Source organism: Shewanella sp. GutCb, from assembly GCF_002836135.1.
In the GTDB taxonomy this organism is placed as follows: domain Bacteria; phylum Pseudomonadota; class Gammaproteobacteria; order Enterobacterales; family Shewanellaceae; genus Shewanella.
The window spans coordinates 15366-28733 of record NZ_PJBL01000001.1; the positions used below are offsets into that span (position 1 = coordinate 15366).

Consider the following 13368-nt stretch of genomic DNA (forward strand, 5'->3'; position numbering starts at 1 on the left):
TGTGATAGCATCAGCGCCAACTATACTAAACCCTATACAAAGCGATGTTTAGCGCGATTTTCCAGCGGGTTATGGGAACTCTTTCGCCATCGATATTGCAAGTGAAATACAGGCTCACGGCGCTCTTATGATCTTAATGATCGATAACTACGATTCTTTTACATATAACTTGGTGCAGTACTTCCAGCAACTGGATCAAGAGATCACGGTTAGGCGCAATGATGAAATAACCCTAGCGGAAATTGAGTCACTCAATCCTAGTCATATCGTTATCTCCCCAGGTCCTTGCACGCCAAATGATGCAGGGTTATCCCTTGCCATTATTAAGCATTTCGCGGGTGAATTACCCATTTTTGGTGTGTGCTTAGGCCACCAAGCTATTGCCCAAGTATTTGGCTCAAACGTGGTGAAAGCGAAGCGAGTCATGCATGGAAAGACCAGTAAAATAGCGCATTCAGGGAAAGGTTTATTTTCGAGCCTGAATAACCCGCTAACAGTAACGCGATATCACTCTTTATTAATTGATGCCGTCCCTACCGGTTTTGTATTAGATGCTTGGTACGATGATCCGTTACATGGCCGTGAAATAATGGCAATGAGTTGTCCAGAGCAGAAAATCTATTCAGTGCAGTTTCATCCTGAATCAATTTTGACAGAGCAGGGGCATAACTTGTTAGCCAATTTTATCGAAATTACTTAAGTTGCTACTATCTGTTACAAAATTAACTGCGTTTTAAACAAATCCCGTTGGTAAAGTGTGATATAAAAGTCCGCAAAAATACCAATAATAAAAGGGATGGATAATGAAAAGCGTCATTCGTCATATCGGAATGAGTGCTCTAACAGTCGCTATTTTAGCGGGTTGCTCATCGACTAACACCACTGTTGCACCTGAGCTAACTTCCGCTACAAATGTTGTAGCATTGTCAGCGCCTCCACAAGTTGACCAAGCACTTACACTTAATCAGATTATGGCTAATCCAGATTGGATGGGATTACTTGCAAAAGGGGCTTACTGGAGTGACGATAGCCAATCAATCTATTTTTCTCGCCAAGCCCATGGCAACCCAACTAAAAATTACTATCAACAAGATAGCAAGGGTTCTGCAGCCAACGAGCTTGCGTTAAATCAGCTTCATGCAGCCGATCAAGAATATGGTGTGCTGGATAATGATAAGACGCGTAAAGCCTATCTTTATCAAGGTAACTTGTTTGTAAAAGATCTCGGTTCAAAAGTCATCACTCAACTCACCCGCCAAAATACCAATGTTGATGGTGTCCGCTTTTTGAACAATGGTGATATTGCCTATTGGCAAGGTGATAATATTTTTAAAATTCACCGCGATTCAGGTTTATCCGAGCAGATAGCCAATATCAAAATGGCATCCGCCCCTAAAGGTGTGCAAGATCCTTCAAGCTATATCGCCAAGCAGCAACATCGCCTTATTGAATATGTTGCACTGCAACAAAGCAACGCCAAGTCTAAGCAGCAGTATAAAGAAGCTTTAGTTAACGCAGATCCTACTATGGCAGCCAAGACATGGTATTTAGGTGATACTGAAGTGGTCACCGAGCTGAGCTTATCTCCTGACGGACGGTATGTATTGTTGTCACTACGTGACAAAGATTACAGCTGGCGTTCAGAGCACGACATCATGCCGAACTACTTAGGTAAAGACGGTTATGTCGATGCAGTACCTGCCCGCGCCCGTGTTGCCGAAGATACCCCGCCAGGTGAGCGTATGGTTATTCTTGACCTGCAAAATCACACCAAAAAAGACGTTACCATTGAAGGGCTGACGGGTTTTGATGAAGACGTACTGGCGTCAGTTAAGGCAGAAAATGCCAAGGCTAAAGGTGAAAGCTATATTAGCGAAAAATCACCGCGTAAAATTCAATTCATTCAAGATTGGGGATGGTCACAAAGTGCTATCCAATGGCAAGCATCTGGCGATAAAGTCGCGGTGATGCTCGAAGCTATAGATAATAAAGATCGTTGGATAGCGACGGTTGATTTAAGTAAAGGCAGTTTGAAAACTGAACATCGCCTGCACGATGATGCGTGGATTAACTACAACTTTAACCAGTATGGTTGGTTGCCTAATAGCGATAGCCTGTATTACCTTTCTGAAGAGACGGGTTATTCACACCTGTACCTAAAAGCCAGTGGCGAAAAAGCTAAAGCGCTGACACAAGGTCAATATGTGGTAAGTGATATTACATTGGGCCCCAAAGCACAGTTTATCTATTACAAAGCCAATAAAAGCCACCCAGGTATCGATAATGTTTATCGGGTAGAGATAGCAACAGGTAAAGATGAGCAACTAACGCAGTGGCAAGGTCAGCTCGATTATAGTTTGAGCCCTGATGGTACGCAGTTACTGCTCAGTGCTTCTACTCGTACAAAACCTGCAGAGCTTTTTGTACAACCTGTTGGCGGCGCGATAAAACAGCTGACTGATTATACAAGTGATGCATTTAAAAACTATGCATGGCAAGCACCAGAAGTCGTTACTGTTCCATCAACCCATGGTGCCGGCGAGGTGTATGCTCGTGTTTATTTGCCGCAAGGATATAGCAAAGACAACGCTGACAAGTATCCGGCAGTTATTTTTAACCATGGTGCAGGTTATCTGCAAAATGCTCACTACGGCTTCTCTGGTTACTTCAGAGAGTTCATGTTCCACAACTTGCTTGCCCAACAGGGCTACGTAGTCATGGATATGGATTATCGCGGTTCAAAAGGCTACGGCCGAGATTGGCGTACAGCGGTATACCGTCAGATGGGTACCCCTGAAGTTGAAGATCTTAAAGACGGTGTCAGCTGGATGGCGGCTAATGCTAATGTCGATGCTGGTAAAGTGGGCACCTACGGTGGATCTTACGGTGGCTTCTTGACGTTTATGGCGCTATTTAATGAACCTGAACTGTTCCAAGCAGGCGCTGCATTGCGTCCAGTGACTGATTGGGCACATTATAACGCACCGTATACCTCTAATATCTTAAATACGCCAGATGTCGACCCCATTGCTTATGAGCGTAGCTCGCCAATTGAGCATGCTGCAGGTTTACAAAAGCCATTATTGATTATGAGCGGAGTGTTAGATGACAACGTATTCTTCCAAGACAGCGTTCGTTTAGTACAACGTTTGATTGAGCTTGAAAAGCCGATGTTTGAGACTGCGATCTATCCGGTTGAACCTCATGGTTTCCGTCAGCCATCGAGCTGGTTAGACGAATACCGCCGTATTTATAAACTGTTTGAGCAAGAGCTTAAATAACGTTATTCCAGACAATAAAAAGGCTCCCGATGGGAGCCTTTTTTATTTGGTATTCAATGTAATAGCGTGATATTAGCCTTGTGGGCTATTTTCGCTGCGACGACTGCGGCGCTGCCCTGATAACGGCGCAGATCCAGGCTTGCTTGATCGGCTATGTCTTGGGTTTTTATCCGTAGGCTTATGGCCACGCGCCGCTTCTCCGCTGCGTTGTCCATCTTTATGCTCAACTTTACCCGCACCATCTTGTTGGCTGCGATTAGCTGGCTTGGCACTTGAGTTAGAACGTCTTTGGTTGGTGCCTCGAGGGCTACTATTGCGCGGACCTTTGTTTTGTCCGTGAGATTTACCCGTCAAATCGGTCTCTGGCAGAGTATGAGTAGGTTCTAAACCTTCAATAACTCTACGTTCTAAATTTTGCTTGATCAGTAGTTCGATATCACGCAACAATTTAACTTCATCATCGCTAACCAGTGATACAGCCTGACCAGTAGCACCTGCACGGCCTGTACGTCCGATACGGTGAACATAATCCTCAGGTACATTTGGTAGGTCGAAGTTGACCACTTGAGGTAGCTGATCGATATCAAGGCCACGAGCGGCAATATCGGTTGCGACTAAAATGCGTACATCGCCATTCTTAAATTCAGCCAGTGCTTTAGTACGTGCTCCTTGGCTTTTATTACCATGGATGGCTGCTGCAGTAATGCCTTTAGCCTCGAGACTTTTAGCCAAACGGTTTGCACCATGTTTAGTACGGCTGAAAACCAAGACCTGTTGCCAGTCATTTTGCTTGATAAGCTGAACCAGTACGGCTGCTTTTTGGCCTTTATCGACCGGGCAGATCCACTGGGTTACAGTATTAGCTGTGGCGTTACGAGGTGTTACTGAAATTTCAACCGGATTGTTGACTAAGCCTTTAGCGAGCTTTCGAATATCATCAGAGAAGGTCGCAGAGAACATTAAGTTCTGACGCTTAGCGGGTAGCGCGGCAATAATCTTCTTAATATCGTGAATAAAGCCCATATCTAGCATACGGTCAGCTTCATCTAGTACTAACACTTCAAGCTGGCTAAAGTTGACGGCGCGTTGGTTATAAAGATCAAGCAAGCGACCTGGAGTCGCGACTAGGATGTCAACACCACGACTAAGTTTCGAGATTTGTGGGCCAATGCCGACACCACCAAAAATAACCGCTGATTTTAGAGGCAGGTTTTTACCGTAAACTTCGACACTTTCACCCACTTGAGCCGCGAGTTCGCGCGTCGGTGTTAATACTAAGGCTCGCACTTGTTTTGCTGGAGCTTTGGTGCCTTTTGAAAGAATCTCTAACAGTGGCAATGTAAAGCCTGCTGTTTTGCCTGTCCCAGTTTGGGCGGCGGCCATAACGTCTTTACCTTCAAGTACCGCTGGAATAGCCTGTGCTTGAATTGGAGATGGAGTGTCATAGCCTTTGCTAGCGACAGCTTTCAAAATTTGGGCTGATAAGCCCAGTGAAGCAAAACTCATAGATTGGTCTCATTTCGGCCAGCCAAGCTGGCGTAAAGCGCGCTGACTGCTGTTATAGGAGGGCCGGCTAATGCTGGCGGGCGTGCAGCTTACAGGATCTGCCCAAAAAGCGCCATTTAATAAACAATAGCGCTATTATCTCATCGTTTAGAGTATGGCAGCGAATAGCAGCTTTTGAACGGGAGTACGGGGTAATGATTACCCGCTTAGCTGCTGGGAAAACAGCCTAATGGAGTTAAATTTCTCAATTGTGTGATTTTTAGTCGCTTAAAAGATGTTGTTTCAAGTCTGCACGTGTTAATCTCGCGCCCCTGAAAGTTTATCTATCGACTGCAACTCAAACTTAGCCAATCGCTTTTGGTCTATTTAAGGTGTATGCCTTGCTACAAGCCATTATTAATTATCATAAAGATGATGAACAACATTGGGTTGCAGAGTTAGCTTGTGGTCATAACCAGCATGTGCGTCATCGTCCACCGTGGGAAAACCGTGGTTGGGTGACAAGTACTCGCGGGAGAAAATCTATGCTCGGGTATCAACTCACATGTCAACTATGTGAATTCGACATGGTAGATAAACTGAAGTGATAGCTTAATAGGCGAATTGAACAGTCAGACATATTATTCACGACTATGACTTGGCATGGCAATTAAGCGCTATTACGCTGAAAGAATATTGAAGGTAGCAGCAAAGCAACGGCGATTGCTGTTACTTATTGATTGAGCTAAATCATTAACGCATTAAGCTCAAAGTATTACGATTATTGTTAGGAAAATAAGCAACATGACACAAACAAAGAAGTATGATTTTCGCGTTGTTGAAGATAAAACAACTTGGACTGGCCAGATCACTCGTCGTCAATCAGCTAGAAAAATAGTGGTATCAAAAACCCAAAAAGGTTTTGCTACTGAAGCTGAAGCGATAGCGTGGGGCGAAACTGAGCTGAAATCATTCTTAGAGAACCTTGTTAAGCGTAACGAACGTAAAGCTATAGCGCGTGACGAGCGTAATAAAGCGGCTGACGCTAAAGAGCTTGCAGCAGATGTATGGCGCAGCGCTCGTGACGAAAAGAGAGCATCTGAGAGTGATTCTGAAGATGAAAACCTTGATTACGGCTCAGACGCCGAGCGTTAATTGAGACGCTAACTTGCCAAGTGTTATTACACTATCTATTAGGCAAGAGATAAAATTAACCGCGATAAGCTGAGCTTTCGCGGTTTTTTTGTGCTTAAAAGTCAACAGCTATGGCGAATGATGTTGAGTCATAGTCGCCATTTTATTGATCTAGCTCAATTTATGTGAGTCTCATAGCAAATACGCAACTGGCGTTTTATTCTGCGATTAATGCCTGCGATACTAGCATTCCTTTATGCCTCAATATTATTTTTTTTAGGCTACGGAACTTACACTTAAATGCAGTCCTCTTAAATACTGCTTTCTTGGTGACGGCCTTCAGGCGTCTTACTCTTACTCCGTTAATTTATTAAGCTTATCTGTCAAGTACAGTAAATCTGGGATCCAATGGATAAAACCGTAGAGAAAAAACTCACTCACTGGCTCAAACAGCAAAAATCAGCCTGTGGTTATTACCTCAATGTATCGATTTTCTTTGGGGTGCTAACCGGCATTAGTTTGATGTGTCAGGCATGGCTCATTGCTACCATATTACAAGGCATCATTATCGATGAACTGCCTAAGGCTACTTTTAGTGACCATTTCTGGTTACTGTTGCTGCTCACTATTGTTAGAGGTGTATTGGCATTTGCTAGAGAGCGTTCAAGTTTTAAAGCGGGTGCGCAGCTACGAGTGCATATGCGCGCTGCGGTTTTGGATAAGTTGGCCGCATTAGGGCCTGCTTTTATTCAGGGTAAACCTGCTGGCAGTTGGGCGAGCATTGTGCTTGAACAAGTGGAAGACTTACAAGATTTCTACGCACGTTATTTGCCACAGATTGTTCTGGCAGGCTTTATTCCACTGATTATTTTAATGGCTGTATTCCCGGTCAACTGGGCGGCAGGGATTATTTTACTCGCAACCGCGCCGCTTATCCCAATGTTCATGATTTTAGTAGGAATGGGGGCTGCTGATGCTAACCGTAAAAACTTTGGCGCCCTGGCTCGTTTAAGTGGTCACTTTATGGATAGGCTTAAAGGCTTGTCGACCTTGAAGCTGTTTAATCAAGGTGCCAAAGAAGCTAAGGCGATAGAGAAAGCGTCAGAAGAGTTCAGAGAACGCACCATGTCGGTGCTGCGAATGGCGTTTCTCAGTTCAGCAGTGCTTGAGTTCTTTGCCGCGGTATCGATTGCGGTCTTGGCAGTGTATTTTGGTTTCAGTTATTTAGGCCATTTGGATTTTGGTCATTACGGTACCTCAATCAGCTTATTTACCGGTCTGTTTATTCTTATTCTCGCGCCAGAGTTTTATCAACCGCTACGAGATATGGGCACGCATTACCATGCTAAAGCACAGGCGATTGGTGCTGCAGAAGAGCTAATGGCTCTGCTTGACCATCCAGAAGAAAACGCGGGTCAAAAAATGGGCACGGGTGATGAACTTGAGGCTGAGGTTAGTATTGAAGCCATTGATCTTAAAGTTTATAGCGTCGATGGCACCGAGCTGCTTGGACCGATTAGTTTTACGTTGCAGCAAGGTGAGCATTTGGCCGTCGTGGGGGCTAGTGGTGCGGGTAAAACAAGTTTGCTTAGTGCCTTATTAGGCTTTTTGCCGTATCAAGGCCAGCTTAAGATTAATGGTGTTGAGTTGCGCCAATTGCCGATGTCGCAGTGGCGTAAAAAATTGGCATGGCTTGGGCAAGAGCCTCAACTGTTTTGTGGCACCGTGCGTGAAAATGTTGCGCTAGGACAGTTAGCACAAGACCAAGCACTGTCAGATGATGCTATTAAGGCATTGTTAGCCCAAGCACACATTCTCGATTTTATTGAATCGCAACCGCTAGGGTTAGACCATCCTATACAAGAACAAACGGCAGGCTTATCCGTTGGGCAAGCCCAACGTATTGCACTCGCTAGAGCGCTAGCGCAGCAACCTAAACTATACATATTAGATGAACCTACCGCGAGTCTAGACAGCTTAAGCGAACAAGCTGTACAAGCGACATTAGCTGATGCGATGCAAGCAACGGGTTGTTTAATGGTGACTCATCGGTTGGAATCATTAAGTTCGATGGACAGAATATTAGTGATGGAGAATGGCTTATTGGCACAGCAAGGTACATTTGCTGAGCTTTCAGCGGCTGAAGGGGTGTTTAAGCGAATGTTACTTGAGTCAGCGCCTGTTGATATTGAGCTCGCGACGAAGACGGAGGGAGAGCTGTAATGAAAGCGCTATTACCTTACATTAAACGATTTAAAAGCCAATGGTTCATGATGTTTATCGGACTATTTTTAAGCGTGACCACCATGATGGCGGGTCTTGGCTTATTAGCGCTTTCCGGTTGGTTCTTATCCGCCGCAGCGGTTGCTGGGCTCACCGTAGTTACGGCGCAGATGTTTAACTATTTTACGCCTGCTGGTGGTGTTCGTTTGTTATCAATCGTTCGCACAGCGAGCCGTTATGGCGAACGTTTAGCCACTCACGAGGCAACATTTAGCTTATTAACCGATCTGCGTTGTTGGGTATGGAATAAGCTGATGCCGCTGAGCGCTAAAAACCTGCAGGGGATCCGCCGAGGAGACTTACTTAATCGGCTAGTGGCAGATATCGATACGTTAGATCATCTTTACTTGCGCTTGCTTACACCGCTACTAGCTTCATTATTGATGCTAGTGGGGCTGTATTTCTTTGTTTCATGGTTCGACGCAAAACTGGCAGCCACACTCTGTAGCATATTATTGGCAGTATGGTTGCTTCTGCCAACGGTATTTTACTTTCTCGGTCGTAAACCGGGTATCGCTCAGCTCGAAACTAAGCGTGAGTTACGGGTGCAGTTGCTCGAGTACTTGCAAGGCCAAGCCGAGTTAACCTTATTTGGTGCACAAGGGCTGTATCGCCAGCGCTTAAACGGTGCAGAGAGCTTAATGATCGCCAGTCAAAATCGAATGAATCGGGTGACGGCTCTTAGTCAAGCCTGTCTCATCTTCTGTCATGGTTTTGCTGTGCTAGTCATGCTGTATATGGCTGCAGCGGGAGTAGGCGAGTCTGTACCGCCAGGGCCAAAACTGGCAATGATTGTATTTATAACGATGGCGACCATTGAGATGATGATGCCATTAGCGGGGGCATTTCAGCACCTTTCCGCTTGTAGCTCAGCAGCAACTCGACTTAATCAAGTGGTAGAGCAAACCCCAGAGGTTACCTTTGCAGAAGATAATGATCTGCAAGTCAGTGAGGGCAGTGTTGAATTAACCAATATCGATTTTGGCTATGACCCTGAGCATAGCGTATTGCAACAACTTAACTTCGTCATTCCAGCGGGGTCCAAGGTCGCTTTACTGGGGCAAACGGGTTGTGGGAAGTCGAGTTTATTGTCATTGATTACTCGCGAGTGGTTACCACAACATGGCCAAGTGATATTGGATGGGCGTGACGCGAATGCTTATTCTGAGGATGCTCTACGCAAATCAATGTCGGTCGTGAGCCAACGTATCTATCTATTTAGCGGCACCTTAAGAGAAAACTTAGCTATTGCATTGGATAACGCTAGCCGTAAAGATGACGATAAGTTGATTGCGGTGTTAGAAAAAGTCGGCTTAGGGGTATTATTGCAAGGTGATAAGCCATTAGACAACTGGATTGGTGAAGGTGGTCGGCAGTTATCGGGTGGCGAGCAGCGCAGAATTGGCGTGGCTAGAGCACTGCTTAGAGATGCCCCTATGTTACTGCTTGATGAGCCAACCGAAGGGCTTGATAAGAAAACAGAACGAGAGATTTTAGCGTTATTGTTTGCGTTTGCGAGTGATAAAACGGTATTGATGATCAGCCATCGTTTAACGGCAATGGCGAGAATGGATACGATTCACTTGATGGAGCAAGGTAAGATCCGTTGCTCAGGTAATCATCAACAACTAATTGAAAGTGATAGTTATTACGCCAGTCTATACCAAAAGTTAGCCTAGGTTGCAGAGCCATTTGATTAAACGAGTGTAAGGGTAATAGTCTATAACCCTTACGCATTTTGAACTAATTAAGGCATTAGATTCAGTGACTCGCTCGCATTAATGGCCACAGTGCCGCATAAAAAAAGCCAGATTAAAAACCTGGCTTTTTTAGTTTAAGATTATTGGCTTAGGTATCAATACCTTTAGTCATTAATCGTCACTATCACCTAAAGACAATAGTGTGGCATTACCACCTATCGCGGTGATGTTGTTAGTGCGTGTTTTCTCGGTTATAAAGCGCGTAAGGTAGTGTGGACCACCTGCTTTAGGACCGGTGCCAGACAACCCTTGACCACCAAAGGGTTGAACACCGACTACAGCACCAATTTGGTTACGGTTAATATAAACGTTACCGACATTAACTTTACCTGCTAATTCAAGCGCATGACCTTCGTTACGGCTGTGGATTCCTAACGTGAGGCCAAATCCAGTTGAGTTGATCTCATCGATAACTTTATTTAGCTCGGATGCCTTGTAACGGATCACGTGCAAAATCGGCCCAAAGTGCTCTTTATCAAGCTGCTTGATTGACGCTATTTCAATGGCCGTTGGCGCAACAAAGTAACCATTTTCGGTACCTGCAGGTAACTCCATCTGCTTAATTAGCGTACCGACTTGTTTGATATGGTCGATGTGAGCGTTAAGGTTTGCAGCAGACGTGGCGTCAATCACTGGACCAACGTCAGTTTTGACTGAGCTTGGGTCACCAATGGTAAGCTCTTCCATCGCGCCTTTCATTACATCAAGCACGCGATCAGCAACATCCGCTTGCAGGAACAGCACCCGCAACGCAGAGCAACGTTGGCCCGCACTGGTGAAAGATGCCGACACTATGTCGTTAACCACTTGTTCTGGTTGTGATGTGGAATCCACTACCATAGCATTCTGCCCACCGGTTTCAGCAATCAAAGGAATAATTGCCCCTTCGCGCATGGCTAGCGTGCGGTTAATCAGTTTTGCTGTACCTGTAGAACCGGTAAAGCAAACACCACCGATACGGTCATCACTGGTAATTGCTGAACCTACTGTTGCCCCTGTCCCCGGCAGAAACTGCAGCACATCTTTCGGAATGCCCGCTTCGTGAGCGAGCTGTACCGCGCGGTAACCGACGATAGACGTTTGCTCTGCAGGTTTAGCGACAACAGTGTTACCTGCCGCTAGCGCTGCTGCTGCTTGGCCTATGAAGATTGCCAATGGGAAGTTCCATGGACTAATACAGACAAAGATCCCGCGGCCCTGAAGGAATAACTCGTTAATCTCGCCCGTTGGGCCAGGAAGTCGCTCGGGTTGAGCCATCATTCTCTTTGCTTGCACTGCATAGTAACGACAGAAATCAACGGCTTCACGCACTTCATCGATACCGTCTTGAATACTCTTACCCGCTTCACGGGTACAAAGTGCAATCAGCTCTTCACGGTTATCTTCAATTAGGTCGGCAAGCTTCTGCAGTGCACTGGCTCGCACCTCGACAGGGGTAGAACACCAGCTTGGAAATGAAGCCGCAGCGCCGGCAAGGGCTTGTTCAATAGCATGCTTGTTAGCGAAGGCAACCTTACCAACTACCTTAGAGGTGTCAAATGGGCTAACAATTTCTTTAATGTCACCACTTAAGGTTTCGCCGTTGACTAATGGACCAGCAGACCAAGTGTGGTTTTTATACTTTTCTATTGCCGCCAAAAAAGGAGTCGATTCTGACATTATGTTCAGGTTGAGGCCTTTCGAGTTTTGACGCTCAGTACCGAATATGTTGGCAGGTAAAGCAATTCTGTTGTTAGCTAGTGTTTTGTAGCCCTTTAGCGTCGACAGTGGATGTATCACCAGTGACTCAATCGGCGTTTTAGGATCGACAAGTTTATGTACAAACGACGTATTTGCGCCATTCTCAAGCAAGCGGCGCACTAAATAAGGCAGTAGGTCTTTATGGGCACCCACTGGCGCATAGATACGGACCGTCTTAACGCCACGTTCTGCTAACAGAGTGTCGTAAAGCTCTTCGCCCATGCCATGTAAGCGTTGGAATTCATAATTTCGGTCACCTGCCATATCGGTTATTGAAGCAACCGTTTGGGCGTTATGACTGGCAAACTGTGGGTAGATAGCGCCGCGTGTGGCATCAGACAACAAGTATCTTGCACAGGCAAGATATGACACGTCGGTACTCGCTTTGCGGGTATAAAGAGGGTAACCCGCTTCACCATTTTCCTGCGACCATTTAAGCTCGCTATCCCAGTAGGCGCCTTTAACTAAACGTAGTGGAATTTCATCGCCTTGATCTTTGGACAGACGAGTTAACCAGCACAATACTGGCAGCGCACGCTTAGAATAAGCTTGAACGACAATACCCAGTAGACCCCAGCCTTTGGCTGCGTCTGAATTATAAAGGCGTTGGAATAGTTTTAATGAAAGCTCAAGGCGATCCATCTCTTCTGCATCAATAGAGATGCCGACTCTAAGAGAGCGAGCTTGCTTGATAAGTAATATCAGCGTGTCATATAGCTCTGTTAAGACTCTATCTTCGTTGGCAACCTCGTAACGAGGATGTAGCGCTGAGAGTTTAATTGAGATCGTTGGGCGAGGAGATTTACTTTCGTCATACTCTAGCCCGCCGATCGTTGCGATAGCACTAGAGTACTCATCGAAATATTTTTGCGCATCTTTTTTAGTTAAAGCTGCTTCACCTAACATATCGTAGCTATGGGTATAACCAAGCTTACGTTTGTCGACACTATTTTTGAGCGCCTCTTTTACGTTGCGACCAAGTACAAATTGTTTACCCATTATTTTCATCGCCCCAAGCATGGCTTGGCGGATAACAGGTTCACCCATCTTATTGACTAAGCGGTTAAGTAACTTACTTGGTTTACCGTTGACTTGTTTGTCGAGTTTGACGATTTTACCGGTAAGCATCAACCCCCAAGTTGAGGCGTTGACCAAGAGTGAGTTACTCTTGCTCAGATGTTCATCCCATTGAGCGCCAGAGAGTTTGTCTTCAATCAGGGCGTCAGCGGTTGCTGCATCAGGAATTCGCAATAAGGCTTCAGCAAGGCACATTAAAATAATGCCCTCTTGTGTTTCTAAGCTATATTGCTGTAAAAATGCGTCAATACCGACCATAAGGCCTTTCTTGTCGTATTGACGTACTTTATTCACTAATTCGTATGCACGATTTGTCACACGATCGATCTCTTCTTTGCTGGACGGAACCAGTTTTATCAATTCTGATAAATATAGTTCTTCATCAACAATATAATTATTGCTGATCGCTTTGAACAGTTCGTTGAGATCGGCTGAGTCATAACGACCAGCTAGTACTTCACTCGCTTTGAACATATTAATAACTTCCATCTTGGCCGAAGGTATATTGCAGGGATGTTTAATGCGACAAGATCTTTGTTGTTATCTTTTTGTATACAATCTAAGGCCTCCGCGCGGGTGATTGTACCTGTAAAATGTGATAAGGAACA

The 13368-nt window shown here is 45.3% G+C and carries 8 protein-coding genes; 6 read left to right on the plus strand and 2 right to left on the minus strand.

From position 1 onward, the window contains the following. The first annotated feature begins 127 nt into the window (after positions 1 to 127). Both CXF86_RS00110 and CXF86_RS00115 read left to right on the plus strand, forming a co-directional pair. Complete coding sequence (locus CXF86_RS00110; RefSeq protein WP_101092518.1) at positions 128 to 700, plus strand: anthranilate synthase component II; 573 nt, start codon at positions 128 to 130, stop codon at positions 698 to 700. A 103-nt stretch (positions 701 to 803) separates the two neighbouring features. Beyond that, a complete protein-coding gene (locus CXF86_RS00115; RefSeq protein ID WP_102038045.1) occupies positions 804 to 3281 on the plus strand; it encodes a S9 family peptidase in 2478 nt (825 codons plus the stop codon). 72 nt (positions 3282 to 3353) lie between these two features. Here CXF86_RS00115 and CXF86_RS00120 read toward each other — a convergent pair whose 3' ends face one another. Continuing rightward, positions 3354 to 4787 (minus strand): DEAD/DEAH box helicase, encoded by a 1434-nt coding sequence (locus CXF86_RS00120; RefSeq protein ID WP_101092516.1) that lies wholly within the window; start codon positions 4785 to 4787, stop codon positions 3354 to 3356. Between the two features lie 380 nt (positions 4788 to 5167). Here CXF86_RS00120 and CXF86_RS00125 point away from each other — a divergent pair, with 380 nt between their 5' ends. From CXF86_RS00125 to cydC, 4 genes are all read left to right on the plus strand, one after another. Next, positions 5168 to 5374 carry a DUF3565 domain-containing protein gene (locus CXF86_RS00125; RefSeq protein ID WP_101092515.1) on the plus strand — a complete coding sequence of 69 codons (207 nt, stop codon included), beginning with the start codon at positions 5168 to 5170 and terminating at the stop codon, positions 5372 to 5374. Positions 5375 to 5570: 196 nt separating this feature from the next. Then, positions 5571 to 5921 carry a DUF3622 domain-containing protein gene (locus CXF86_RS00130; RefSeq protein WP_101092514.1) on the plus strand — a complete coding sequence of 117 codons (351 nt, stop codon included), beginning with the start codon at positions 5571 to 5573 and terminating at the stop codon, positions 5919 to 5921. A gap of 387 nt (positions 5922 to 6308) precedes the next feature. Beyond that, positions 6309 to 8123, plus strand: coding sequence for a heme ABC transporter permease/ATP-binding protein CydD (cydD, locus tag CXF86_RS00135; RefSeq protein WP_102038046.1), 1815 nt, complete (start codon positions 6309 to 6311; stop codon positions 8121 to 8123). Continuing rightward, positions 8123 to 9862, plus strand: a complete 1740-nt coding sequence (gene cydC / locus CXF86_RS00140; protein ID WP_101092512.1) for a heme ABC transporter ATP-binding protein/permease CydC — start codon at positions 8123 to 8125, stop codon at positions 9860 to 9862. The genes cydD and cydC overlap by 1 nt, the downstream gene beginning before the upstream one ends. A 192-nt stretch (positions 9863 to 10054) precedes the next feature. On the opposite strand, the gene putA is transcribed toward cydC, so the two are convergent. Continuing rightward, positions 10055 to 13249, minus strand: a complete 3195-nt coding sequence (putA, locus tag CXF86_RS00145; RefSeq protein WP_180960971.1) for a bifunctional proline dehydrogenase/L-glutamate gamma-semialdehyde dehydrogenase PutA — start codon at positions 13247 to 13249, stop codon at positions 10055 to 10057. Positions 13250 to 13368: the final 119 nt, after the last annotated feature.

What these genes read in the sequence shown, in the direction of transcription:
- CXF86_RS00110 (WP_101092518.1), top strand. Translation starts at nt 128, where the DNA reads ATGATCTTAATGATCGATAACTACGATTCTTTTACATATAACTTGGTG.
- CXF86_RS00115 (WP_102038045.1), top strand. Translation starts at nt 804, where the DNA reads ATGAAAAGCGTCATTCGTCATATCGGAATGAGTGCTCTAACAGTCGCT.
- CXF86_RS00120 (WP_101092516.1), bottom strand. Translation starts at nt 4,787, where the DNA reads ATGAGTTTTGCTTCACTGGGCTTATCAGCCCAAATTTTGAAAGCTGTC.
- CXF86_RS00130 (WP_101092514.1), top strand. Translation starts at nt 5,571, where the DNA reads ATGACACAAACAAAGAAGTATGATTTTCGCGTTGTTGAAGATAAAACA.
- cydD (WP_102038046.1), top strand. Translation starts at nt 6,309, where the DNA reads ATGGATAAAACCGTAGAGAAAAAACTCACTCACTGGCTCAAACAGCAA.
- cydC (WP_101092512.1), top strand. Translation starts at nt 8,123, where the DNA reads ATGAAAGCGCTATTACCTTACATTAAACGATTTAAAAGCCAATGGTTC.
- putA (WP_180960971.1), bottom strand. Translation starts at nt 13,249, where the DNA reads ATGGAAGTTATTAATATGTTCAAAGCGAGTGAAGTACTAGCTGGTCGT.